Source organism: Desulfonauticus sp., assembly GCF_055126295.1.
In genome coordinates this window covers 46,396-72,042 of sequence record NZ_JBSRHE010000016.1, presented here as the reverse complement: position 1 = coordinate 72,042, position 25,647 = coordinate 46,396, and the positions used below count along the sequence as shown (strand labels likewise).

General features: G+C 41.5%; 24 protein-coding genes. 4 read left to right on the top strand and 20 right to left on the bottom strand.

Annotated elements, in window-relative coordinates; translation table 11 throughout:
- Positions 1-60: 60 nt before the first annotated feature.
- The 13 genes from glnA to ACTCIM_RS09520 form a co-directional block, all read right to left on the bottom strand.
- Positions 61-1,407 carry a type I glutamate--ammonia ligase gene (gene glnA / locus ACTCIM_RS09580; RefSeq protein WP_472315284.1) on the bottom strand — a complete coding sequence of 449 codons (1,347 nt, stop codon included), beginning with the start codon at positions 1,405-1,407 and terminating at the stop codon, positions 61-63.
- Between the two features lie 256 nt (positions 1,408-1,663).
- Positions 1,664-2,422 carry a tryptophan synthase subunit alpha gene (gene trpA / locus ACTCIM_RS09575; protein ID WP_472315281.1) on the bottom strand — a complete coding sequence of 253 codons (759 nt, stop codon included), beginning with the start codon at positions 2,420-2,422 and terminating at the stop codon, positions 1,664-1,666.
- 17 nt (positions 2,423-2,439) lie between these two features.
- Positions 2,440-3,612 carry a tryptophan synthase subunit beta gene (gene trpB, locus ACTCIM_RS09570; RefSeq protein WP_472315278.1) on the bottom strand — a complete coding sequence of 391 codons (1,173 nt, stop codon included), beginning with the start codon at positions 3,610-3,612 and terminating at the stop codon, positions 2,440-2,442.
- On the bottom strand, positions 3,606-4,229 hold the full coding sequence (locus ACTCIM_RS09565; protein ID WP_472315275.1) for a phosphoribosylanthranilate isomerase: 624 nt from the start codon (positions 4,227-4,229) through the stop codon (positions 3,606-3,608). Before ACTCIM_RS09565 ends, trpB begins: the two co-directional genes overlap by 7 nt.
- The gene (locus tag ACTCIM_RS09560) at positions 4,219-5,001 is read right to left on the bottom strand and encodes an indole-3-glycerol-phosphate synthase (protein WP_472315272.1); all 783 of its coding nucleotides are present in this window, start codon (positions 4,999-5,001) and stop codon (positions 4,219-4,221) included. Before ACTCIM_RS09560 ends, ACTCIM_RS09565 begins: the two co-directional genes overlap by 11 nt.
- The gene (gene trpD / locus ACTCIM_RS09555; protein WP_472315269.1) at positions 4,995-5,996 is read right to left on the bottom strand and encodes an anthranilate phosphoribosyltransferase; all 1,002 of its coding nucleotides are present in this window, start codon (positions 5,994-5,996) and stop codon (positions 4,995-4,997) included. Before trpD ends, ACTCIM_RS09560 begins: the two co-directional genes overlap by 7 nt.
- 22 nt (positions 5,997-6,018) lie before the next feature.
- Positions 6,019-6,579: an anthranilate synthase component II gene (locus tag ACTCIM_RS09550; RefSeq protein WP_029965342.1), complete on the bottom strand. Its 561-nt coding sequence runs from the start codon at positions 6,577-6,579 to the stop codon at positions 6,019-6,021.
- Positions 6,554-7,963: an anthranilate synthase component I family protein gene (locus ACTCIM_RS09545; protein WP_472315266.1), complete on the bottom strand. Its 1,410-nt coding sequence runs from the start codon at positions 7,961-7,963 to the stop codon at positions 6,554-6,556. Before ACTCIM_RS09545 ends, ACTCIM_RS09550 begins: the two co-directional genes overlap by 26 nt.
- A 90-nt stretch (positions 7,964-8,053) precedes the next feature.
- Positions 8,054-8,824, bottom strand: coding sequence for a prephenate dehydrogenase/arogenate dehydrogenase family protein (locus ACTCIM_RS09540; protein ID WP_029965344.1), 771 nt, complete (start codon positions 8,822-8,824; stop codon positions 8,054-8,056).
- A complete protein-coding gene (gene aroA, locus ACTCIM_RS09535) occupies positions 8,825-10,144 on the bottom strand; it encodes a 3-phosphoshikimate 1-carboxyvinyltransferase (RefSeq protein WP_472315264.1) in 1,320 nt (439 codons plus the stop codon).
- On the bottom strand, positions 10,134-11,219 hold the full coding sequence (gene pheA, locus ACTCIM_RS09530) for a prephenate dehydratase (protein WP_029965346.1): 1,086 nt from the start codon (positions 11,217-11,219) through the stop codon (positions 10,134-10,136). The genes aroA and pheA overlap by 11 nt, the downstream gene beginning before the upstream one ends.
- Before the next feature lie 5 nt (positions 11,220-11,224).
- Positions 11,225-12,199 carry a 3-dehydroquinate synthase II gene (locus tag ACTCIM_RS09525; protein ID WP_472315261.1) on the bottom strand — a complete coding sequence of 325 codons (975 nt, stop codon included), beginning with the start codon at positions 12,197-12,199 and terminating at the stop codon, positions 11,225-11,227.
- Positions 12,192-13,019 carry a 2-amino-3,7-dideoxy-D-threo-hept-6-ulosonate synthase gene (locus ACTCIM_RS09520; protein ID WP_472315258.1) on the bottom strand — a complete coding sequence of 276 codons (828 nt, stop codon included), beginning with the start codon at positions 13,017-13,019 and terminating at the stop codon, positions 12,192-12,194. Before ACTCIM_RS09520 ends, ACTCIM_RS09525 begins: the two co-directional genes overlap by 8 nt.
- A gap of 405 nt (positions 13,020-13,424) precedes the next feature.
- Between ACTCIM_RS09520 and ACTCIM_RS09515 the strand changes: the two genes are divergently transcribed.
- The 4 genes from ACTCIM_RS09515 to ACTCIM_RS09500 all read left to right on the top strand — a co-directional run bounded on the left by ACTCIM_RS09515 (position 13,425) and on the right by ACTCIM_RS09500 (position 18,431).
- On the top strand, positions 13,425-13,880 hold the full coding sequence (locus ACTCIM_RS09515; RefSeq protein ID WP_029965351.1) for a hypothetical protein: 456 nt from the start codon (positions 13,425-13,427) through the stop codon (positions 13,878-13,880).
- Between the two features lie 69 nt (positions 13,881-13,949).
- On the top strand, positions 13,950-14,402 hold the full coding sequence (locus ACTCIM_RS09510; RefSeq protein ID WP_464279179.1) for a phosphate-starvation-inducible PsiE family protein: 453 nt from the start codon (positions 13,950-13,952) through the stop codon (positions 14,400-14,402).
- Positions 14,403-14,584: 182 nt separating this feature from the next.
- Positions 14,585-17,698: a PAS domain S-box protein gene (locus ACTCIM_RS09505; RefSeq protein ID WP_472315255.1), complete on the top strand. Its 3,114-nt coding sequence runs from the start codon at positions 14,585-14,587 to the stop codon at positions 17,696-17,698.
- A gap of 145 nt (positions 17,699-17,843) precedes the next feature.
- Positions 17,844-18,431: a tetratricopeptide repeat protein gene (locus tag ACTCIM_RS09500; RefSeq protein WP_464279176.1), complete on the top strand. Its 588-nt coding sequence runs from the start codon at positions 17,844-17,846 to the stop codon at positions 18,429-18,431.
- Between the two features lie 55 nt (positions 18,432-18,486).
- On the opposite strand, the gene tsaA is transcribed toward ACTCIM_RS09500, so the two are convergent.
- The 7 genes from tsaA to ACTCIM_RS09465 form a co-directional block, all read right to left on the bottom strand.
- Positions 18,487-19,470, bottom strand: a complete 984-nt coding sequence (gene tsaA / locus ACTCIM_RS09495) for a tRNA (N6-threonylcarbamoyladenosine(37)-N6)-methyltransferase TrmO (RefSeq protein WP_029965357.1) — start codon at positions 19,468-19,470, stop codon at positions 18,487-18,489.
- A 133-nt stretch (positions 19,471-19,603) separates the two neighbouring features.
- Positions 19,604-20,830: a menaquinone reductase integral membrane subunit QrcD gene (gene qrcD / locus ACTCIM_RS09490; protein ID WP_472315252.1), complete on the bottom strand. Its 1,227-nt coding sequence runs from the start codon at positions 20,828-20,830 to the stop codon at positions 19,604-19,606.
- Between the two features lie 3 nt (positions 20,831-20,833).
- Positions 20,834-21,601 carry a menaquinone reductase iron-sulfur cluster-binding subunit QrcC gene (gene qrcC / locus ACTCIM_RS09485; protein WP_472315250.1) on the bottom strand — a complete coding sequence of 256 codons (768 nt, stop codon included), beginning with the start codon at positions 21,599-21,601 and terminating at the stop codon, positions 20,834-20,836.
- A gap of 21 nt (positions 21,602-21,622) precedes the next feature.
- Entirely contained in the window at positions 21,623-22,195 is a 573-nt protein-coding gene (locus ACTCIM_RS09480) for a molybdopterin dinucleotide binding domain-containing protein (protein ID WP_472315248.1), read from the bottom strand.
- Entirely contained in the window at positions 22,120-23,526 is a 1,407-nt protein-coding gene (gene qrcB / locus ACTCIM_RS09475; protein ID WP_472315246.1) for a menaquinone reductase molybdopterin-binding-like subunit QrcB, read from the bottom strand. Before qrcB ends, ACTCIM_RS09480 begins: the two co-directional genes overlap by 76 nt.
- Positions 23,527-23,541: 15 nt before the next feature.
- A complete protein-coding gene (gene qrcA, locus ACTCIM_RS09470) occupies positions 23,542-24,087 on the bottom strand; it encodes a menaquinone reductase multiheme cytochrome c subunit QrcA (RefSeq protein ID WP_029965361.1) in 546 nt (181 codons plus the stop codon).
- Between the two features lie 167 nt (positions 24,088-24,254).
- A complete protein-coding gene (locus ACTCIM_RS09465) occupies positions 24,255-25,646 on the bottom strand; it encodes a mannose-1-phosphate guanylyltransferase/mannose-6-phosphate isomerase (RefSeq protein ID WP_472315244.1) in 1,392 nt (463 codons plus the stop codon).
- Position 25,647: the final 1 nt, after the last annotated feature.

The window sequence follows — 25,647 nt, the reverse complement described above, 5'->3', positions numbered from 1 at the left end:
ACAAAAAAAGGGCTAACTTAAAAAAGTTAGCCCTGTAAGAATGTTTGTTTTTTTAGTTGTTTAAAGCAAGGGCAAGTACTTTTTCAATTCATACTCAGTAATCTGAATGCGATAATTATCCCATTCAGCCTTTTTATTGGCAATGAATTGGTTAAAGATATGCTCACCCAGGGCATCCTTGACCACTTCACTCTTTTCCATGGCTTCAATGGCTTCATTTAAACTACCAGGCAAACTGGTAATTCCGTGTTTTTCGCGCTCAGCCACATTCATTTCAAAGATATCTTCTTCTACTGGAGCAGGTAGTTCATATTTTTCTTCAATACCCTTAAGACCAGCAGCCAGCATGACGGCAAAAGCCAGGTAAGGATTACAGGCTGGGTCTGGAGAACGAAGCTCAACACGAGTAGCAGCTTCCTTGCCAGGCTTATACATAGGCACTCTAACCAAAGAAGATCTATTTCTTCTAGCCCAAGCCACATATACAGGAGCTTCATAGCCAGGCACTAAACGCTTATAAGAATTTACCCACTGATTACAAAGAGCAGTGATTTCAGGAGCATGTTTTAAAAGACCAGCAATATAGGCTCTTCCTTCATAGCTTAAGTGATATTCACTTTTAGCATCATAAAAGGCGTTCTTACCGTTTTTAAATAAAGACTGATGCACATGCATACCACTGCCATTTAAACCAAACAAGGGCTTGGGCATAAAGGTAGCATAGCACCCATGTCTTCTGGCCACCTCTTTTACGATTACTTTATAAGTAATAGCAGTATCAGCCATTTTTAAGGCTTCTTGATAACGTAAGTCAATTTCATGCTGACTAGGAGCGACCTCGTGGTGACTGTACTCCACTTGGATGCCCATCTTATTTAAGGCAAAAATAATTTCTCTTCTAATATCATTGCCTAAATCCAAAGGAGGGGCATCAAAATAACCGCCCTTATCCAAAATTTTAGGTTCTTCTGAATTGGCAAAAATAAAAAATTCTAACTCAGGTCCAACATAAAAAGTATAACCCTTTTCAGCTGCCCTTTCCAACATTCTTCTTAAAACATAACGACTATCGCCAGCATACGGGGTTCCATCAGGATTTTTAATGTCACAAAACATTCTGGCTACAGGCCTTTCTGTAGGTCTCCAGGCAACAAATTGAAAAGTAGTTGGGTCTGGAAAAGCCACCATATCACTTTCGTGAATACGGCAAAAACCCTGAATAGAGGAACCATCAAAACCCATTCCTTCTTCAAAAGCAACCTCTAATTCACTGGGAGTAACCTGAAAACTCTTTAAAGTACCTAAAACATCTACAAACCAAAACTGAATAAAACTTACATCATAGTCTTTAACTGCCTTAAGCACATCATCTGCATTCTTACAATTAAAGTTAGGAAATTCTGCCATAATGCTCTCCTCTTAAAATTTTTTTAACTCTCTCCCTTAGCTTTAGCATATTTTAGGCCACAATATTTTTATCCAATTATATCAAAAAGTTACACAAAAACAAAATCCCATACCTACAAACACCTCAACACTATTTTACATTTTTGTAAAATAAAACCTTTACCTTTAATTAACAAGTTACTTTTTTGTAAAACAGACTCCTCTTTCAAGTCTACTTTGGGCCTTAAACCAAGAGCAGCAAGGCTTTTAAACAAAATCATTTTTGCCATTTTTGTAAAAAACCTGCAACAGAGCCTGTTTCTTCTAGGTATTTAATAAGAGCACTGCCAAACACCACTCCATCTAAGTAGTCCTCAATTTTTTCTAATTGACTTAAAGAGGAGAGGCCAAATCCCAAAACCAAAGGACAGGTAAAAACCTCTCTAGCTATTTTTAGTTGTTCTATGAGTCTGCTTTGAATATCCACTTTACTACCAGTAATCCCCAAGACAGAGACCATATAAACAAAGGCTGGGTCTAGTTTTGCATATTCTTGCATTCTCTTTTTAGAAGTATTTAAGCCAATCAAAGGAATATAATTTATTGAAGAAGGCTGAGGAAAGTGTTTTAGATACTCTTCTAAGGGTAAATCAGGGATTATTAGGCCAGCTATTTTGTATTGTTCACAGGCAGCAAGCAGTCTATCCAAACCATATTGATAAAAAGGATTAAAATAGCCCATTAAAATAACTTTAGCTTGCAGAGATTGTTCACTTAACACTTTAAAAATATAATCCAAATTAACTCCTTCCTGCAGTGCCTTTAAAGATGCTGCTTCAATAGTAGGACCATCAGCTACAGGGTCAGAAAAAGGAACTCCTATTTCAATTAGGTCAGATCCTTCTTGGTCAAGGATCTTTAGCTGTTCAGGAAATTCTTTTTTAGATGGTATACCTGCAGTCAAAAAAGGGACTAAAGCTAAACGCCCCTTACTTTTCGCTAGAGCAAAGTTTTTTCTTATATCCTCTTTAAACATTTACTTCTCCTTACTTTCTATCTTAAAAATTCTTGGCCAAAAACAATATCCAGGTCCTTATCGCCTCTACCTGAAAGGTTAACAATCACTTGTGTCTGGTTAGAGAGCTTTCCTTTTAACTTTAACACATAAGCTAAGGCGTGAGAACTTTCTAAAGCAGGGATAATGCCCTCTTTAGCACTTAAAGTATAAAAGGCTTCTAAGGCCTCCTTATCATAAACCACTTCATATTTTGCTCTACCAATACTTTGAAAATAGGTGTGCTCTGGCCCAACACCAGGGTAATCTAGGCCAGGCGCAATAGAATGAGAAGGCAAAATCTGGCCATCTTTGGTTTGTAAAAGATTGGTCTTGGTTCCATGCAAAACTCCTGGCAATCCCTTATTTAGGGTAGCAGAATGATAATCACCAGGCTTACCACTTCCGCCTGCTTCTACTCCAATAAGTTCTACCTCTTTATCCTCAAAAAAAGGAAAAAATATACCCATGGCATTAGACCCACCTCCTACGCAAGCCACTACTTTATCTGGCAATCTCCCACTTTGCTCTATAATCTGTTCTTTGGCTTCCTTGCCAATTACAGCCTGAAATTCTCTAACCATATAAGGAAAAGGATGAGGCCCTACTACCGACCCAATACAATAGTGTGTATCTTCTTGGTGGCTTATCCAGTAGCGCAAAGCCGCATTAATAGCATCTTTTAAAGTTTTGGTACCACTCTCTACAGGTACCACTTTAGCTCCTAAAAGCTCCATCCTCTTTACATTCAAAGCCTGTCTTTGAACATCCAAAGCCCCCATAAACACCAAGCATTCTAGCCCCAGCATGGCTGCTGCTGTAGCTGTGGCCACTCCATGCTGGCCAGCTCCAGTTTCAGCTATGATTTTGCTTTTCCCCATATACTTGGTCAAAAGGGCCTGGCCTAAAGTATTGTTGATTTTGTGAGCGCCTGTATGGGTCAAATCTTCTCTTTTTAACCACAGTTTAAATCCCAGGTCCTTAGAAAGGTTGGGACAATAATAAAGAGGAGTTGGCCTGCCCACATAATTGGCAAACAAATGGTTTAACTCCCTTTTAAAATCAGTATCAGATAAAAACCTTTCCATAGCTGCTTCCAGTTCTTGCAGAGGAGGAATCAAAAGCTCGGGCACAAATTGCCCGCCAAAATCTCCAAAATAACCCTTTAACATGCTAACTCCTTTATGGTTTGTAAAACTAGTTTTACCTTTGTTAAATCCTTTCTTCCAGGTGCTATTTCTACTCCTGAGTTTAAATCCACACCCATAGGTTTATACTTAAGGACCTGCTCTATGTTGTGCGGCCCAATCCCGCCAGCCAAGATTATGGGATAATCAGCCAGAAATTGCTCCCAAACACCCTGTTTAATCACTCTTCCATGTCCACCTCCAAAACCACCAGCATCAAAGAGAAAATACTCCACCCAAGGGGCAAAAAGTTTTAAATCCCTTTCCAGGTCCTTTGCCCGGGTATACTTTTCTGGCCACATAACCTTAATCAATTTCAAAAAATGTAGCTCCTTGCAAAACTCAAGGTCCTGGGCTCCATGTAGCTGCACATAATCCAACCTGGCGATTTCACTAATGTTTACAATTTCTTCTACCCTATTATTCACAAACACGCCCACTCTTTTGCCTTGGGAACAAAAAGGCATCACTTGAGCTGCTTCCTGGGGAGCAAGGTATCTGGGACTCTGGGGATAAAAGATAAACCCCAGCAAATCCACCCCCATCTCTACCAGGGCCTTTACTTCTTCTGCTTGGCGCAAGCCACAGACCTTAACCAGCATTCTGCCCTCCCAAAAGGGTTTCCAGGGCTTTTTGGGGACTGGCTTCAGCCATCAGGTGTGTCCCCACCAAAAAGGCATCATAGCCAAGAGAGCTAAACTCTTCCAGTTGCTCAAAAGCCTGTAAGCCACTGGCAGCAATCCAGACTTCACCCTGTTCCTTTTGCGGAATAAACCTTTTAAAGGTAGTTAAGTCTATCTTTAAGGAATCCAAATCCCTGCTATTTACCTGGAGGATGAAGGGATTTAGCTTTTTGGCCAACTCCAGGTCCTCAAGGGAAAAGACTTCCACTACTGGTTCCAGGCCAACTTCCAGCGCCAGTTCGTACATATCTTTTAATTGGGCAAAGTCTTCAAAAAATCTAACAATAAGCAACACTGCCCTGGCAGGCGTACTTAAGGTCTCCTTTATCTGGAGAGGGTGATAGAGAAAGTCCTTGCGCAAAACAGGTAAGCCCACTGGATAAACCCGCGAAATAAAATCCAGTTCCCCTGCAAAAAATTCCCTTTCCGTTAAAATGGATAGTGCTGTAGCGCCTGCTTGCTTGTATTGCCAAGCTACTTCCTCTGGGCTCAGGTGCTTATTGATAACTCCTTTAGAAGGAGAAGAGCGCTTATATTCAGCAATAACCTTATACCTGGGACTCTTTTCCCTCAGGGCCTTAAGCAAAGATGGTTTTGGGCCTTGAAACGGAGCAGGAAAAGTTCCTGTTTTTTCCTTTAAGGCCAGAAGCTCCACTTCTTTTTCTTTTACTTTTTTAAAACGCTCTAACATAACTGTTCCTCAGGAATAAGTCTTTGTAGCCCCTTATCCACCACTTCTCTGGCATAGGCAAAGGCCTTTTTTAAATCCTTTCCTTCCACTTCCAGCAGATAAAACATCACGCCCAGGTTTAAGGCCACCATACTCTTTAGAGCCTTACTCCCTTCCCCTCTAAGCACCTGTTTTTGCTTGCTTAAGGCTTCTTCTTTGCTGGCACAGACCAGTTCTTGCGCAGGTAGGGGCTCAAAACCGTATTCAGCCGGGTCTAAAACTTGCTTACTTACCTTGCCCTCTTCTACCCAGTAAACTTGATTGGGCCCACAGGGAGTAAGTTCATCAAAGCCCATTGCTCCATGGACCACACATCCCCTGACCAAATTTTTTCTGGCCAGGACCTTGGCCACCAATTCCATAAACCCCTCTTGAGGCACGCCTACAATCTGATGGGTAGGATTGGCAGGATTTAAAAGTGGCCCCATGATATTAAACAGAGTCCTTATCCCCAGTTGCTGACGAACAGGGGCAATATGGGCAAAGGCTGGATGAAAATAGGGAGCAAATAAAAAGACAAAGTTTCTGGCTTCCAGTTCTTTGACCACTTCGTTTTCATCTTTAACCAGAGGGAAACCCAATGCCTCCACCACATCTGCGCTGCCGCAGGAACTGGAAATGGCTTTATTGCCGTGTTTCACCACTTTAATTCCCTGGTCAGCCAGGAAAAAGGCCACCGCAGTGGAGCAGTTAAAACTATTTTTTCCATCTCCACCTGTACCGCAGGTATCCACTAAAACCCCTGTTAATCCCTGTATTTGCCTGGCCTTGCTTAAGGCTACTTCCACTGCCCCCTGGACTTCTTCCTCTTTTTCCCTTTTACTTCTAAGCCCCATTAAAAGCGCTCCAGCCTGTACTGGAGTCAGCTCTCCTGCAAACAACTTGCTGAAAACTTCTTTGCTTTCTTCATAAGTTAAGTCCTGTCTTTGAGCGATTTTTTCCAAATATGCTTTCATGCTTACACCTCCCCTTTTATCCTTAAAATTTTAAAAAATTGGCTATAAGCTTAGGTCCTTCCGGGCTTAAAATGGACTCTGGATGAAACTGGACTCCCACCCAGGGCCTATCTGTATAGCGCAAGCCCATGACTTCTTTGTTTTCAGTCCAGGCAGTGACTTCCAGAAGCTCGCTCTCTTCTGGATAAACCAGAAGAGAATGATATCTACATACCTGGGTGGGATTGTTTAAACCCTCAAAAAGCGGTTCCTGTTCTTTAAAATAAACCCAAGAAGTTTTGCCGTGCATTACCTGGTCGGCCACATCCACTCTGGCTCCAGCCAGAAAACCTAAAATCTGATGGCCCAAACACACGCCCAGAACAGGAGTGGTTTTGGGTACGAGTTTTAGCACTTCCAGACAAAATCCCGCTCTTTGCGGATTACTTGGTCCAGGAGAAATAATGATCTTTTTGGCCTGTTTGACCAAGGCAAAGAGCTCAGGCCGATCATTGCGTACAACCAGAGGGTCCAAACCCAGTTTTTGTACAACCTGAACCAGGTTGAAAGTAAAGGAGTCATAATTGTCTATGAGCAAAATCATCTGTATCCCCCTTTTGTTCCAGGGCTTTTAAAATTGCCCTGGCCTTATTTTGACACTCCTGCCATTCCTTTTCTGGCACAGAATCAAAGACAATCCCTGCACCAGCCTGGCCATAGACCTTTCCCTGTTCAAACCAGAGAGTACGAATGGTAATACCCGTATCCAGGTTGACACTGTCCTTGTCCAAACCAAGCCAACCCACTGCTCCGGCGTAAATGCCCCTGGGAAAGGGTTCAAACTGACTTATTATTTCCATAGCCCTGATTTTGGGAGCACCTGAAACCGTGCCTGCAGGGAAAGTGGCTCCCAACACATCCAGAGCATCCAGGCCTGATTTTAACTGGGACCTAAGATAGGAAGTAAGATGCATAACATGGGAAAAATACTCTACCTGCATAAACTTACGCACTTCCACACTTCCTGGCGTAGCAATGCGCCCCAGGTCATTACGGCCCAGGTCCACCAACATCACATGTTCAGCCCGCTCTTTCTCATCTGCCAACAAATCTTCTGCTAGGGCCTTATCCTCTTCTTCGCTTTTCCCTCTAGGCCTTGTGCCAGCAATGGGCCTGAGTTCCAGTTCTCCCTGCTCACACTTTACCATCAATTCAGGGGAAGAACCCACCAGAGTTTCCTCTTCAAAGTGCATGTAAAAGGTATAGGGAGAAGGATTTATAAGTCGTAAATGTCTGTACACAGTAAAAGGGTCTCCCCGAAAACTGGCTTGAAAACGCGTGGAAAGCACAACCTGAATAGCTTCACCCTGTCGAATCATTTCCTTAATGGAGCGCACACTTTGTTCAAACTCCTCCCTGGGAAAGAGAAACTCCACCTCTCCTACCTGTATCTCTTTTTTCTCTTCCAGGCGTTTGGGTCTGGGCAAAGATTCATGCCCTTCCAGAGTCAAAAATACACAGCGATGATAAAGGTGTTCAAACAAGAGCACCTTGGCTGGCAAGACCAGACGGGTTTTGGCTTCTTCTGGAGACAGGACTTTAGCCAGCTTGGGCTCCAGAAGACCAGCCAATCCATAACCAAAATACCCCACTAAAGACCTGGTCAAAGCTGGGTACCTGGTTTTGGTCAAAGGCTCTATTTCCAGGGAATTTAAGACCTTTCTCAGGCCTTCTATAAACTCAAGTCCATCAAATTCCTTTAAAGCATCCAGCCTGGCATCTCTGCTCTCCACCTTTAACTTGCCCTGCACACAACTAAGCTCCAGGATAAAGTCCCAGGCCAGAATGCTGTATTTACCCAGCCTGCCGTCCACTTCAGCACTTTCCAGAAGAATTCCTGGTTTGCGGCCAATGATATCCAGATAAAGAGAGACAGGCGTCTGGGTATCAGCAGATAGAATCTCGGCCTTTTGTTTTAGTTTAATCATACCTCCTCCGTGTTTTTTATTTACCAAATTAAAAAGCCGTGCCCTTGAGGGAAGGACACGGCTTTTTAATGCACCTTTACCTCTGCCTTTTTACGGCCCTTCCCCCTTATTTTTCTCTTGCCACCACCACCAGCTTCTCTGGGCTAAGACTTCCAATTCTCCAGCTGCTGCCAGGTTCAAGTAGTTTTTAAAAGTTCTGACCACAGTAGAAGAATAGGGATTTTGCTCAAAAAGGGTCGTAAAAAGCTCAAAATCTTCCTGTAACATTTTGGCTGCTGCTTCTTGCCTTCTTTTAAAAGAAGGGGTCATAAATTTATCCAGGGACAGGTTTTGCTCCAAACTGGCAAAATAGGTCAGGGTGGAAATAAAATTTAGCCCCTGAATATAGGCCATGGCTAAATCATGCTCCCTGGGTGTGGTAAAAAAGGTCTCAAAACCCAATTGCTGAAAAAATTTAGCTACCCTGGACACACTTTCCTGCTCCCTTGCTTCTGCACAAAGGGCAATTTTACTAAAACCTGCCTTTAGGTCTGGCCCAAAAAGGGGATGGGTCCCCACAACAGGACCAGCATAAGCCTTGTGCATCTTTTGTAAGGGAATGACTTTTACCGAGCAAATATCAGCTAAGATAGTAGGTGGTTGCAAACAGGGAGCCAGCGCCTCTAACACCTCGTCTAGGGCCTTTATGGGTACGCAAAGCAAGACCAAAAAGGCCTCCTTTACCTCTCTGGCCAGAAGCTTTTTCTCCAAAGGCAAGTCAAATTCCTTTACAGGATAAAACCTTTGAGCCCGCTGGGTAAAAAGCTTACCCATCTTGCCCCTGGCTCCTAAAATAACTACTTTTTTCCTTTCCTTTTCCATCTATAACACCTGGGCCAATACCTGAAAAAAATCCGGAAAGCTCTTGGCCACACATTTAGGGTTATCAAACCTGGCCTTTAACCCCCTTAAACTATACAAACTAAGGCTCATGGCCACCCTGTGGTCATTATAAGTACAAAACTCCACTTCCTTTCCTGCAAGCTCTAACTCCTGCGGAAAAATCTCCAGACCATCTTCTTTTAAATCCACCCTACAGCCTACTTTGGCGATTTCTGTAGCCATGGCCAAAAGCCTATCACTTTCCTTAAGGCGCAGATGAGCCACATTGCTAATTTTAGAAGGAGTGGTGGCCAAGGAAGCCAGAACCGCCACTGTGGGAACCAGGTCCGGACAAAGCCCCAAATCTACCTCTATCCCTTTAAGTCTGGAAGGAAAAACCAGAAAACCATCTTCTTTCGCTTCCACCTTTGCTCCCATTCTTTTTAAAACCTCTAAAATAAACTTATCCCCCTGCAAACTGTCAGCCTTTAAATTTCTGACCCAGACAGGTTTTTGACCCACAGCTCCAAAGGAAAGCAAATAGGAAGCATTGCTAAAATCACCTTCTACCGTAAAGAAAGCAGGTTGTAAGTCTTGAGGGAAAATGGTGACTCTAATTTCTCCAGGACGAATTTCTTTTACTTCTCGAAAATCCACCTCTGTAAATGTTCCCTCTTTTTTCAACTCCACTTTAAATTTGCCGCCAAAATGTTTTAATACCTCCAGAGTAAGCCCCACATAAGGCCAGGAAAGGGCCTTTTTACCGCTCACTTCAAGGGTCAGGGGAAAGTCAGCCAGAAGAGCGCCCAAAATAAGCCCTGAAAAGTATTGGCTGCTTTGCTCCAAAGAAACTTCCAGCCTGGGAGATTTAAACCCCTTGCTTTTTAAAATAAAAGGAGGGCATTTGGGCTTTTCCAGATAGACAAACTCTATTCCCTGGGACTGCACAGCCTCTTCCAGGCCATCCATAGGCCTATCCTGCATCCTTCCCTGAGGAAGAAAAAGGAACTCTCCCCTGGCTCCACAAAGAAGGCCAGCTAGCAATCTAAAAGTAGTGCCAGACTCTCCACCCATAAGTTTTACCAAAGAGGAAAAGTGAAAATCCCTACCCTTGCCCTTTACCCTTAAAACACCAGAATTTTCTTCAATCTCCACGCCCAGGGCCTGCAAGCACTCCCTGGTCCTGAGGATATCTTCGCTTACCAGGACCTTATCCAGCTGGGAAATCCCCTTAGCCAAAGAAGCCAGGAGTAAGGCCCGATGGGAAAGGGATTTGGAAGAAGGGGCCTGCAAAACTATGGGTTCTTGCTTAGCTGCCAAGATACTCTCCTTTGGGATAACTTCCCAATACTTTTAACAGATGACAATTATTTTTTAAGTTAGTGAGCAATTCCTTGTATTCTTCCCGGGTAAGGTCACATTCCACATCAGCAAAAAATACATATTGCCACTTTTCCCCGCGCAAGGGACGCGATTCCAATTTCTTCAGGTTAATTTTGGCTCTGGCAAAAATCTCCAGCACGGTAGACAAACTACCTGGCTTATCTGGCAGGGTAAAAACAATGGAAGTCTTTTCCTTGCCTTTTATTTCAGCTGGTTGATTGGCTATAATCAAAAATCTGGTCCAGTTGTCGCTCAAATCCTCAATATGACTGGCTAAAATATTTAAATGTAATAACTCAGCCAGTTTTTTATGCCCAATAGCCGCACTTTCCTCTTCCTGGGTTACCCTTTTGGCTGCCTGGGCAGTGCTTCTTTCAGGAATAATCTCAGCCAGCGGCAAATGGCTATTTAACCAGCCATCACACTGCTCCAGGGCCTGGGGATGAGAGTAAACCCTTTTTATCTGTTTTAGACTTTGAGACTTGCTCAATAAAAAGTGGCTAATGCGAAAGTAAATCTCAGCCTGAATATATACCTCATAGCGCATGAAGTAATCCAGACTCTGCCCCACACTGCCCTGCAAAGAATTTTCCAGAGGGATAATCCCCAGATCTGCCTCTTTGAACACCACGCCCTTAAATACAGCTTCAATATTCTTTTGGGGCCTGAAATCAGCACTCTGTCCCAGATATTCCATCCCAGCTAAATGGGAAAAAGTACCCTCTGGCCCTAAAAAATAGACCTTTTGAGGGCTTTGTAACCTTCTGGAAGAAGAAAGAATCTCCCTATAAATCGCCCTTAAGTGCTCGGTGGGCAAAGGACCGGTATTTTTTTCTTCCAGATTTTTTAAGACTTCTCTTTCCCTAAAGGGCTTAAAGACCAAGTCCTTGTCCTGGGCTTTTATTTTACCCACTTCCAGGCTAAGTTCAGCCCTCTGGTTTAAGAGCTTTAAAAGCTCTAAATCCAGCTTGTTTATTTCTGTTCTAATTTCTTTTAATCTATCTAAGTTCATAATTATTATTTTTCTATAATCTCTTCTTTAATTCTCATGCCAAAGTGCCTGCCTGCCTCATCCACATGACAAAGGACCTTATCTCCTTCTTTTAGCTGCACTACACTCACAGGCTTGCCCTTTGCATCCACCAAACGAATGGTTTCTGCATTTTGGATAATCACACTTCCCTGTAGCCCATCCACTTCTGCTTCTAAAAGCAAGAGAGGTCTAATTTCTGTTTTTACCCTGCCCACAACAGCAATTTCGGTTTCACCCTGATTGTTGACAATCAAGACCTCTTTTCCAGGCTCCAGTTCTTCCAGATAACAGGTTTTATCCTGGGGCAAAAAGGTATAGGAATGCACTCCCCCTGCATTTACCCTAAAGGGCCTGGGAGCCACATAAGGATTGGCTTCTGTTTCTGCATGGATTAAAAAGGTAAACTTGGAAGAATTTCCCACCAGCATTCCCTGTCCAGTGGAAAGCAAAGATACAGTGTCCACACACACCCTGTGTCCTAACCCAATGTTTTTGATGTTTTTTATGGTAGCTGGCTGCAATTCCACCTTTCCCTGTTTTAGTTTGCTCACCTTTACTATTTCCTTTAAGTCTTTGGCTCCCCTGGAAGTAACCACCAAAAAACCAACTCCCACTTCTAAAATGCCCAGAGCTGTTTTGGCCTTTTCCAAGGAAGATACTTCCATGCCCACTTCTTGGGTCCGGGCCAGGATGTTTTCCACAGGAATAATTTCTGTGTCTTCAGGTAAAACCACTAGTTTACCCAGGGAACACTTTTTAATTACTTCATCTTCATCCTGCTTGCTTTTAATGGGAATAAGTAAAAGGTCTTCCTCTTTTAGTACTTGAATGCGCCCCAGAGCCAGGACCTGACTTTCTTCGCCTCCCCTGACGATAATTCCATCCACTCCTGACTCCAGGGCAAGAGTTACTAGCTCCTTATTAAATGGTATGGCTTTAAAATATATTTTTTTAGACATTTTCTTCCTCTTGTTCCTTTAAACCCTGTTCCAGCATTTCCATGGCTTCTTCTAAACTACCCTCTTCGTGAACAATATAAGACAGTGCCTTGACCAGCAGGGTTGGATTCTGGTGCTGAAACACATTTCTGCCCACACTAAGCCCTGCTCCACCTGCGGCTATGGAGTCATAAACCATCTTTAAGATGTCAAAATCATTATCCATTTTTTCGCCACCAGCAATTACTACTGGAATACAACAAGCTTCCACCACCCGTTCAAAGGTTTCAGGACTACCAGTATAGGGCACCTTGACCACATCTGCCCCCAACTCTTCTCCCAGCCGCGCACAATGGGTTACCACCTGAGGGTCATAACCATTTTGAATTTTGGGACCGCGAGCGTAAACCATGGCTAAAACAGGCATACCCCATTCATTGGCTCTGGAAGTTACTTCTCCCAGGTCTTTTAACATTCTAGCCTCGGTTTCATCTCCCACATTGACATGTACAGACACTCCATCAGCACCCAGGCGAATGGCATCTTCCACTGTACCAACCAATGTTTTGGCATTGGGAAAAGGAGAAAGTGCAGTACTAGCAGATAGGTGGACAATAAGACCTACATCTTTTCCATGGCCACGGTGGGAACAACGAGGTAGACCCTTATGCATCAACACTGCATTGGCTCCACCCTCAGCTACCTTGTTTACTGTATCTCTTAAATCTACCAATCCAAAAATGGGACCAACAGTTACTCCATGGTCCAGAGGAACAATAATGGTCCTGCCCGTGTTGCGATTAAAAATTCTTTCCAATCTTACAGCCTTGCCCAAATGCATCTTCGCCTCCTCTTTTTACAGGGCCCAAGGCTTTTTTTGGCGGCCTTTTAGGATAAAAAAAAAGGGCCGCCGGCTTTTGCCTGCGGCCCTTTGGGTTTTTACTTTTTACTTTGGCCTAAACCACACCCTCCAGACCACAGGCCTCCCTAAAATAAAAATACCAAAAAAAGTAAAAATTAAAGTAGGAATTGCTGTGGTTGGAGAATGTTCTATTCATGGGAATAGGTCTTTAAGCAAACTCAAAAAAAGTGTCAAGCTTTTTTTGAGTTAAACTAAAAATTTACTTTTCTCCTGCTTTACCTTTTTCTTGCAAAAAAAAGTAAAACTTATACTCTTGCCAAGTACAAAACTTTTACTTAACTTTAACCAGATTAATTCAATTTCATTTTTCAGGAGGCAACAATTATGAGTGCAGCTAAAATAAGTAAAATTCCTTCTGCTGAAAAAAATACTCAGGAAGAACATCAACAATTTGCCCAGGAAATCCTGGCCAAAACCCAAAAAGACATGGGTAAGGTAGGACTTGTCATTTCCATTCTGGCTGTAATCCTCTCTGCTGTTTTATTTTTTGGGCTTAACCAGAATGTCAAAGGTCTAAGCGAGGAAGTAAGCAAGTTAGGCCAACTCAGCACAGAACTAAAAGTTCTTAGCTCTCAGGTGGGTTCTTTGGAAAGTAAGGTTGCAGCCCTGGAAAACCTTCCTCAGAAAACCAAAAACCTGATTATTGCCAATACCCTGCAAGACATGGCCCAAAAAACCAAATACCTGAGCTCCCAGGTACAAACTGAAGAACAGGCAACCAAGCTCTTGCAAGCTCAGGAACTTTTAAAACAGGTCCAGGTAGAAATAGGCTCCAACTAATATCCTTGACTAACCAACCCCCTCCTTTAATTAAAAGATAGAATCTTTTTAGTTAAAGGAGGGGTAGAAATGTCCTTTAGACTCAACCTTTCCAAAAAATTTTTCCAAGCAGGCTCTGACTTTTTACACTTAATAATAGGAATTCTCCTCATTATCTTAGGTGGTTTTTTTGTTTTACATCTTTTTTACAACCTAAAATCTTTGCTGCTAGAAAAAGATTTTGCTGTTACTGTAGGAATTATCTTAAACAAGGTCTTCTTTGCCCTGATGATTTTAGAAGTAGCTCATACTGTGGTGGTTTCCTACCAGGAACACATTATCAGGCCAGAACCTTTTTTAATCATAGGACTTATCGCTAGTGTAAGAAGAGTATTAGTGCTGACTTTAAACCTGGTAGAAAAGATTCCTTCTCAAGAAGAATTTTATAGAGCCATGCTAGAAACAGGCGTTTTAGCTTTGCTTATCTTAATTCTCATCATAGGGCTTGTACTTTTACAAAAAAATCAAAAGCCGCAAGGATAAAACCTATTTCACCTCCTGATAATTCTTAATGTACAATTGATTAACCTTCTAAATAAAAATTTTATGTTTACATCAAAAATTTTAATTAAGATTTAATCCCATTTATGTTTTTTTTAATCTTGACTTAGAAGATAATATCACATTAAACTTATAAAATAAAGAATAACACCAATCAACCTAAAATGTCCAAAAAATCATCTTTACCTATTCTGGGCTATCTCCTGATTATACTTTTGGCCCTTCCTTCCCTGGTAAAAGCCAAAGTAGAAAAGGTAGTTGTGCTGGGTGGAACTTCCTATGCGCCCTTTATTTTTCTTGATGCCAAGCAACAACCTCAAGGTATTTTCGTGGACTTCTGGAAACTCTGGTCTCAAAAAACAAAGGTCAAGGTTGAATTTAAGCTTACAACTTTCAAGCAGGCCCTTGAGCTGGTTCAAAAAGAAGAGAACCATGTCTTAAGCGGTTTTTTCTATAGCCAGGAAAGAGAAAAGTATTTTGATTTCTCTGTACCTTACCTTAAAATAGATACCACCATTTTTTTTCACAAAAACATCCTGGGCTTAAAAGACCTATCTTCTTTAGCTGGCTTTGATATAGGGGTAATCAAAGGAGATTTTGCTGAAGAATATTTAAAAAACCATTTTCCCTCTTATAATTTAGAACCCTTTCCCACTGTAAAAGAACTGTTTAGAGCTGTTTTTGAACATAAAATTAAAGTTTTTATTTTAGACAAACCAACAGGCTTATTCTTCTTGTCCCAGAAAAAAGAAGGAGAAGAGTTTCGCTATTTAACCAAGCCCATCTACACTCAAAAGGTAGTGGCTGGAGTAAAAAAGGGAAACCCAGAGTTATTAAACCTAATTAATTCTGGTTTTAGCCAGATAACAGACAAAGAAAGCAAGGAAATCTTAAAACAGTGGAGCGGAGAATATGTGCTAAATAAAAAAAAGATATACCAGTTTATCCTGGCTTTAACTGTTATTATTGTTTTATTTTTACTCTGGAACTTCCTTTTACGCTTCCAGGTCAAAAAAAGGACCAGAGAATTGGCCAGGTTAAGCAGTCAGTTTGAAACCACCTTGCTCTCTTTAGGGGACGCAATGATTGCCACTGACCTTAAGGGCAACATTACCCTAATGAACCCTGTAGCAGAAAGCCTAACTGGCTGGAGCTTAGAAGAAGCTAAGGGCCAAAAACTTACTGAGGTCTTTAAGATTGTAAATGCACTTACCCGCAAGCCTGCCTTAAATCCCGTAGAAAAGGTTTTAAGCACTGGGAAAGTCTGCGGACTAGCCAATCACACCAAGCTAATCTCTAAAACTGGTCAAGAGTACCATATAGAAGATTCAGCAGCTCCCATTATAGACCAGCAGGGAAACCCATTGGGAGTAGTACTTATCTTTAGGGACATAAGTAAGGAATATGAACTAAAAGAAGAACTTCTTTCCCAACAAATATTATTAGAAAAGGCAGCCAGTCTGGCTAAACTAATTGTTCTGGAAATAGACTTAAAAACTGAAAAGGTTAGGGCCAATCAAAATGCTTACTCTTTGTTAGAGCTAGACAGAAAAGAAGAGCTTACTCTAGAGTATCTTTTAACTCTCCTTACAGAACAGGATAAAAAATTATTCAGAGAAAAAATTAATAAGCTTGCTCCAGAAGACTCCTCAACCTTTGAGTTAAAATTAAATATAAACAAACTAAATAAAGTAGTTCTAAGTTTTATAGAGTACCAAAAAGAAAAGAAAAAACTTATGGTCGTAGCTCAGGATATCACCGAAATAACAGAGTTAAAAGAAAAGATATTGCAAAGTGAAGAAAAATATAAGGCAGTTTTTGAACAAGCTCCCATAGGAATAATGGTTTACGATAAGGATAGCACAATAAAAGAATGTAATGATTTTTTAGCTAACATCATAGGCACAACCAAAGAAAACTTGCTTGGCTTTAACCTAATAGGAAGAGTTATTAACATTAAACTGAAAAAAGCCATAAAAGACTCCCTGGAAAAGGGGATTGGCTTTTTTGAAGGAAGTTATACTTCCATTTTAGGGAATAAAACAGCTATTGTTCGAGCCACTTTTAAGGCTTTAAAAAGGGATGGAGAGATAATAGGTGGTATTGGGCTGGTAGAAGACATTACAGAAATAGAACGACACAAAGAGGCTCTATTTAAAAAGGAAAAGCTGGAGAGCATCGGCACTCTGGCTGGAGGGATTGCCCATGATTTTAATAATCTTTTAACTGCAATTTTTGGCCAGATTACCCTGGCTCAAAAAAAACTGGCCCCCTCCCATCCCAGTTTTAAAAACTTAGAAAAAACTCAAGCTACCATTGAAAGGGCCCAAAAAATCGCCGGTCAATTACTCTCTCTAACCAAAGGCTGGGAGCCCATAAAAGAAACTGTAGACCTAAAAACTATCCTTCCTTTAATTGCTGAATTAGACTTAAGTGGTAGCAAGGTAAAAGCCATTTATTACTTCCCAGAAGAAAATTACCTGGTAGAAGGAGATAAAGTTCAACTGGAACAGGCCTTTTCCAATATTATTTTAAACGCAAAAGAAGCAATGCCTGGGGGAGGGACCTTAACCATCAGCTTAAACCACAAATCAATAAAAGAAAGCTCTGAGACACTCCCTTCGCTTCCACAAGGTGATTACATCTACCTGGAGATAAAAGATACAGGAATAGGGATAGACAGGGAAGTTTTAAATAAAATATTTGATCCTTACTTTTCCACTAAAAAGACAGGAAGTGGTTTAGGCCTGGCCATAGTCCATTCTATTATAGAAAAACACAAGGGTTTTATTTTTGTGGAATCAGAAAAGGGAAAAGGAACTACCTTTAAAATCTATTTACCCGCCTCTTCTGAGAAAAAATTAGCCTCTCAAAGAGCAAAAAAAACTCAAGAACACACCCTTAAAAAGGCCAGAATCCTCTTTTTAGATGATGAAGAGGTATTGCAAGAGACCTTTAAGGAACTGCTGGAATCCTATGGTTATGAAGTAGAAACAGCCAGTACAGGGGAAGAGGCTTTAGAAAAGTATAAAAAGTCCCTGGAAGAAAATAAACCTTTTCATGTAACCATCATGGACCTTACCATTCCTGGAGGAATGGGCGGAAAAGAAGTTATTCCCCACATTTTAGCCCTAAACCCTGAAGCCCTTTGCATTATTTCCAGTGGCTATAGTCATGACCCTGTACTTGCCAACTACCAGGACTATGGCTTTAAAGCAGCCTTGCAAAAGCCCTTTGAGATTGAAAAGTTATTGGAACTGCTGGACAAACTACTCTAAAAAATAAAAAACTCTATCTCCATCTCCAAAAGACCTTGAAAAAATTTAACCTACTACTTCCAACCATTTAATAAAAAAATAATATCTATTGACAAAGCTCTATCTTGTCTTTAGCGTGACTAAAAATAGTTAAAGGAGAAAAGCGATGGAACACTTGGTAAGTATTTTTTTCTTTAGTATTTTTTGTTTATTTGGTTGTGTGTCTATATCTACAGCCCAGGAAAACCCTTCTAATCCTAGAGCAGAATGGGATAGTTTAATGCAAGAAAGCCTAAAAGCTGCGAAAGGGGGAGATTATTTTGCAGCCATTGCCTTAACTGAGCTTGCCTTACAAAAAGCAGAGCAGGCTTTTGGCCCAGAAGATGCTACAGTAGCCAGTAGCTTGAATAATTTGGCCTATTTTCACAAAACCTTAAAAGAATATGTCCAAGCTGAAGAGTATTATAAACGCTGTCTGGATATTAGAAAAAAGTTATATGGCCTGGAACATCCAGCAGTAGCTACGAGCATCAATAATTTAGCTTCTCTTTATTATGTAAAAGGAGATTATGCTGCTGCTGAACCTCTCTTTAAAGAAGCCTTGGAAGTTTGGAAACAAACTCTAGGCCCCAATCATCCAAATGTAGCTATCTGTCTGGAAAATCTGGCTATGCTTTATCAGGCAACCAATAGACAGGAAGAAGCCCAAAAATTAGAAGCACAAGCTCAAGCAATTCGAGCTCAAAACCAGTAAACATCTTAAAAAAAGGATATCCCTTATTTTGAGTTTAAGGGATATCCTTTTATTTCTATCTTTTATATTCCCAGAAAAGTTTAGCTAAAGATTCTATTTCTTCGCTTACAGCCAGAGCTTCCTGGAGGTTTTCAGCCCAAACCACCAACCCATGCTTTTGTAAGCAAATTATAGAATATTTCTCTCCTGCCCTAGCTACTACCCTGGCTAAGTCCAGGCTCCCGGGCTTGAAGGGAGGAAGATAGGCAATTTTGTTTTTAAACAAGTCCATCTCAAAAAAAGGCAGTTCCAACAAATCATATCCCTTTAACAGGAGCAAGTTTAAATAAGGGGGGTGCGTATGCAAAATAGCCCTGGCCTTAGGTTGCTTTTTATATAAAAATAAATGCATTTTGCTCTCAGAAGAAGGATTTCCCTGATTTAAAAGTCTATTCTCCCTTAAATCAAACACGGAAAAATCCTTGAAAGTCAAATTACCTTTAAAGGTTTTGGAGTTGGTGATTAAGACCTTAGAAGTATCTAATACACTTATATTTCCATTATACCCACTAAAAAGTCCTTTTTCCCAGCCTAATTGGCCAATTTTTATTACTTCTTTTACCTTTTTAAAGTCAAAAAATATGGAAAAGCCTTTTTCATCTACCTCAGGTAAATAAGGTTTTATATCAATAATTGGAGTTTTATCTATGGCTTCTAAGGGATGAACCACTAAACCATCCTGAAGTACTTCTTTTATATCCACTAAATGCAGACCTATGGGATTGGGTCTGGCTGGAGACCTGGTGGCAAAAACACCATGCAGGGCCAGTTGCCTGTCTCCTCCTGGATGTACCTCCAGCACCTCCCTGGAAGCCAGATGCAGCCAGGTAAAGATATAAACCTTTTGCCCTCTGCTTAATCTGGAAAGTCCCTGTAAATACCTGGAGTATATTTTTATTTTAACCGGGGGTAAGGATTTATCTCCTTGTTTGGGCACTTCTTCTCTTTTCTTAAAAGGGGAAAGTACTTCTCCAATGGGAACTAAAGAATAATCCTTCATTTTTCCTAATCCTTTTCCTTAAGGTTAAGCCATACTTTCAAAAAAACTTTAAAGTAGCAAGTGGTTAATAAAAAATAAAAGGGCTACCCTGCGGGATAGCCCTTTTATTTTAAACTATTTTTTCTTTAAAAGCTTAATTCAATTCTTTTTCCTGTGGAAATACGGGCAAGTAACGATAGGATAGGCTAAGGACCAAAGCTCCGTAAGCTAAAATCTCAATGGTAGTAGCCCATTCTGCCCAGTTGGGTGTATAGGAATACCACTTATCAAAGGGCATTACAGGAAAAGCAAGGGTTTGAACTGTAAAGACGAAACGATTAATCACAATACCAATACAATCCAGAATAGCAGCAGTGTAGAGTAAGAAAGGAATGTTTCTAAACTTAGGCACTACCAGTAAAATAGCTGGAATTACTCCACAAAGGCCAAGTTCTGCCCACAACAGCCATTTTCCATAGACATCATTAAACATCTGGTCAAAGGTAAGACCCATTCTGGGCAGAGTATCAGTAGCCCAATACCAGGTGTCTAAGAACTTAAAGAAAAGATAGAAGCAAAGTAAGGAACCAGCAATTTTACCCATTAAGGCCTTGGTTTCATAGGAAACCAGCTTACGGCCAGTAATCTTTTCCATCAAGGTAGCAATAAGCATGGTAAAGGCAGGACCAGAAGCAATAGCAGAAGCTACAAATAAGAAGAAGGTCCAGGGCCAGATAAAGAAACCTTCTCTATAGGCAAAGGGGCGACCAAAAAGCACACCATACATACCACCCAAGGAACCCTGGTGGAAAGTGGACAAAAAAGTACCAATACCAGCAAAAAGAGGCATGTACACATGAAAGTTATGAGCCAAATTGTGGATGAAACGATTTTGATTGAGCTTTCTGTTTTCCAGAATAATAGGAATATATTCAATAATTAAAACCATACAATAGCAAGTAATACAAAAGATAACTTCAGTGAGCATGGAATGGACATTGGGGTGCCAATAACCAAACCAGGCTCTAAGAGGTTGGCCAATATCCAGGGTCAAAATGAGCATGGTTCCAGAGTAGCAAATAAAGCCCACAATTACAGCCAGGTTGATGATATTTTTTAACTCTTCAATGCCCACAATGTATTTGAGGAAACCAGAAAAGAAAGCTCCAGCTCCCAAAGCAATAACAGCCAAATCAAAGGTAATCCACAACCCAAATCCAAAATAGTTGTCTAAATTGGTCTCCACCAATCCATTGGCAAAAATCCTATAGGTAGCGTAAAGTCCCCAGGCAAAAACCACACCAATAATGGCCAGCCAAACGGCAAATTTGCCAAAGGAGCAACGCTCCACTCCTTCAGGTAACCATTCTCTATCTATCATGGCTTACTCTCCCTTTGTCTTTTCATGTGGCAAATAGTTGTCACCCTGTCTACGGACCCACTCCCGTTCACTATAATAGTAAACCTGTGGGTCAGTACCCAAACGCTCTAACAATCTAAAAGCATATTTGCTCTTAGCCAGTTTTGCCACCTGGTGTTCTGGATTGTTCAAATTCCCAAAAACAATTGCACCTGTGGGACAAATTTCTGCACAGGCTGGGATATAGGCATCTTCTGGCAGATCCAGAGGATCTTCTCCATCATAACGAGCCTTTTCCTTTGCAGCCATAAAACGATGATGGCAAAAAGTACACTTTTCCACCACACCTCTGGGTCTCACTGAAGTGGAAATGTTTAAGGTCTTTTCCATACCTGCTGGCCATTTGGGGTCATACCAGTTGAAATACCTGGCATGATAAGGACAAGCAGCCATACAGTACCTACAACCTATACACCTAGGATAAATCTGGCTAACAATTCCACCTTCTTCATCCTTAGTGGTAGCAATTACAGGACACACTGTAGAACAAGAAGGCTTACCGCACTGCATGCAGGGTCTAGGTAGATAAGCTATATCGTGTTCTGGAAAAGGTTTTTTATTGCTAAGCTCATATACCAACATCCAGGTTAAGGTCATGCGTTTATCTGACCCATCTACCATTGGCGCAATGTTATTCTCAGCCTGACAAGCTACCATACAGGCCCCACAGCCAGTGCATTTATCTATATTGATAACCATTCCCCATTTTACTTTAAATTCTATGGCTTCCATAATTCACCCCTCTCTCCAAATTTACGCCCTAACAACTTTTACCTGGGACCTGTTCCACACCTTAAGACCACTGCCTTTTTCTTCCTTCACACTTAATACTTTAAACAGGTTATCGCCCTTGCCCTTGGCAAACTCGTCCCAGGCCTGGTGCCCAAAACCAAGAGGTGCAGCTATAACATCATTCATCACTGTTTCCGTAATATTTACTCTGGCTACACACTCTCCACCAGCACCTTGTAATTTTACCTTGCCATTTTGTTTTAATTTCAACTTCTTGGCAGTATTTTTATTTACCTGGATATAAAAATCCTTCTTTTGCAATTCAAATTCTTTCACTACCACCACTTCAAAAGGAGTAAGGGCTTGTTTGGTATTGCCCAGGTAATTTCTAGCTACAGGAGCTAAAAAGACACCTTCTCCTTCTGTTTCTAGGCCTGTGGCTAAAATTTCTACAGGTAAGCTCAAGCTGTTTTGAGCCAGCCACTTATCAGAGGTATAAGCTTCAGCACTTACACTTTCTAAATCAGTGCCCAAACTTTCTGCTTTGGCCTGCAAAACTTCTTCAAAAGAAGCAAAGCCCAGATCAACTCCCAACGCTCCAGGAAATGAGGAGCAGGCAAGATAAGGTCACAGGCCATAGCTGTTTCATCCAGGAAAGTACTAAAACTTACCTTAAAAGGAATCTTTTCCAAAACAGTCTTCACCTGCTCTGGCTGAGGCAAAGCATAAAGAGGATTGGCTTCATAAACCAACAAGCCATCTACAGCCTTACCCTGTTCCACTTCATCCAAGAACTTGAGAAAACTCTTTTGATTTAGCTCACTACGCCAGGGTGCACTTGTAATGACCTTGTTTTCAGGGAGGGCAACCAGGCCACCTTTTTGATTAAGAGTACCTAAAAGCAAGTTCACCAAGATACCACTAGCCCATTCAAAAGCACCACTTCCCTGGCCAAAATCAGAGCCAACCAGCACACAAGGAGCACTGGCCTTAACCAAATCCTGAGCCAGTTTTTGAACCTGAGCAGCACTAACTCCAGTCTTGGCTTCTACCACACTGGGAGTATATTTACTCAAGATATAGTCTCTAACCAGGCCAAAGTTCTTAAGGGAAGCACTCTTGCCCATCTTTAAAAGATAATAACAAATACCCAGAGCCAGGACACCTTCCTGACCAGGATATACTGGCATCCATTTATCCACAGTAGCTGCAGTACCTGTCTGTACTGGACCAGCATAGACAAATTTACCCTTTCTAGAGGCAAAAGCCTTCTGATTGCGAACTACAGGACCCCAACTGGAAAGGATATCTGCCCCTAAAATCAAGACATAATCAGAATTTTCCAGGTCAAATCCCAATTGCCCTTTACCTTCCATAAGTGACCAGGCCCGCTGACTTACCTGGGCATCGCTGGGCATAAAGTAAAAATCATCACTGCCTAAAAGTTTTAAAAATCCAGCTAAAACCTCACTGGCAGAGCCATTTTCATCTCCACTAAGAGCAGCAATCTTTTTACCTTTAAGGTTATCAGCAACTATCTGGGCAGCTTCTTCCCAGGAAATGGCTTCAAAACGACCATTGTTTTTCTTTAAAGGTCCTTTTACTCTGGCAGGTCTATATAAAAGCTGTACTGCAGAAGAACCTAAAGGACAAACACCACCCTGACTTAAAGGATGATTTTTATTACCCTGGGCAGTTACCGGGCGTTTACCCACCTTGTGTACAGAAAGCCCACATCCCCCAGGACATAATTTACATAAAGAAGGAGCCTCACTTCTAGCTCCATATTGGAGTTTGGGTATCCATGGCCAGTTTTGAGACCAAATGGATACATCGTCTGCCAGTTTCCAGGGCACTGGTGTAAATAAAGTGCCCACAGCACCACCGACTAAAAAGGTAATGAATCCTCTTCGATCAAGTCCCATTTTTCCACCCCTCATTTATTTATGACAAACATAGCAGGCATTACTGGCCCCATTTTGGGCATGACACCTCTCACACTGCCACATCTTCATGGTTTGTTTACTGTAACCAGAAATTTTGTTCTCATAATAGACAGGAGGAGTATCACTATTACCTACATCAGGATGACAGGTAGTACAGTCAAAGTCCTGATGTGCAATGTGGGAGAAAAACACATTGTCTGGCTGTTTCTGATAGATAAGCCAAGGCACTTCACGATCCTCGTTCACATACTCTTCCACAAACTTTGCTTCCGCAGGATCCTCTCCCATCACCTCAGCGTGACACTCAGCACACTGCTCTGTAGTGGGAATACCAGCAAAGGAACCATCTTCCCGAAAAGTATGACACTCATCACAGGCCATTCCCTGATCTTCCACATGCACCTGGTGACTAAAGCGAATAGGCTGAGCCTTTTCACTATAGAGCAGTTTCGGGAAAAGCCCCCATCCTACGATTAGTGCTCCCACAAAACCAATGAGAAAAGGAAGCACCACACAACTTTTACCTTTTGCCACTTTCATACCCTCCCTAGCACTATTTTTGAAAAAACCTAAACCACCTAACTGCCAAAATCTAACCTAAATTTGGCTCACCTTATTGAAGAGAGCCAAAGAGTGTCAAGAGAGTTAAAGAAAAAATTCACATGGTTTTTTATTGAATTTTCTAAGAAATTCAAGCTAAATTTGGGCTATTTTTCTTTTTTCCGTCCATACATGTCCTCAAAACGCACAATATCATCTTCTTCCAGGTAAGGCCCGGACTGAATTTCTATAATTTCTACAGGCACTTTCCCAGGATTGGCCAATCTATGTTTTACAGCCTTGGGGATATCCACAGACTGATTTTCTGTTAAAAGCAGGGTCTTTTCTCCAACGACCACTTCAGCCGTACCTTTAATCACCACCCAGTGCTCACTTCGATGATGGTGCATCTGCAAACTGAGTTTGGCTCCTGGATTTACCACAATCCTTTTAATTTTATAAAATTCCCCTTCCTCCAAAATGGTATAACTTCCCCAGGGCCTCTTGACCGTAAGATGGGCTTCCACCAGATGTTTATCTTTGCTTTTCAAAGCATTTACCACATCTTTTACTCTTTGCACCTGACTTAAGGGCACAATCAAAGTGGCGTCTCTGGTTTGCACCACCACCATGTCTTTCACTCCCACTGCTGCCAGCTTACTGCCATAGGAAAAAAGCAAACTGTTGGCACAATCTAAAGCCAGCACATCGCCTTTAACCACACAACCGTCCTGGTTCTTTTCTCCCAATCTGAACAAGGCTTCCCAGCTTCCCAGGTCATCCCAGGAAAAACTGGCTGGCACCACAGCCACATCCTGAGCCTTTTCCATAATTCCATAATCTAGGGATAAGTCCGGCAATTTGGGATAAAGACTCAGCAAGCTCTCCTTTTGTTCCCAAAACTTCCACAGTTCTGGCTGCTGTCTTTTCACCTCAGCCAGGACCTTTTGCTGGGGCAGGACAAAAATCCCGCTATTCCAGTAAAAATCATCTCTATTTACAAATTCCCTGGCTCGTTCCAGATCTGGCTTTTCCACAAACCTCTTTACTCTAAATCCCCCTTCCAAATTCTCTCCCACCTGAATATAGCCATAGCCAGTTTCTGGTTTGTAGGGTTTTATCCCAAAGGTAACTAAAAAACCTTCTCTGGCCAGATTATAGGCCTGCAACAAATCTGCCTGCCAGGCAGTTTCGTCTTCAATTTGATGGTCAGAAGGGAAAACTGCTGCAATCATCTGCTTTTGCTGAAAATACTCAAACCCGGCCAGAACAGCAGGTAAAGTGTTTCTACCTACTGGTTCAGCCAAAACCTGAATACTTTCTTTACTAATCTTTTTTATCTGGCTTTTTACCTCAAAAACATGCTCTTCATTGGTAATGACCAGGACATTCTGGGGAAGGAAAAAATTTAATACCCTCTTTACTGTTTGCTGAAGTAAACTCTCCTCTCCATTTAAGGAAAGCAGTTGCTTGGGCATAAGAGACCTGGAAAGGGGCCAGAGTCTGCTGCCTGAACCTCCTGCTAAAATAAAGGCATAAAAGTCTTTTTTCTTTTGCATA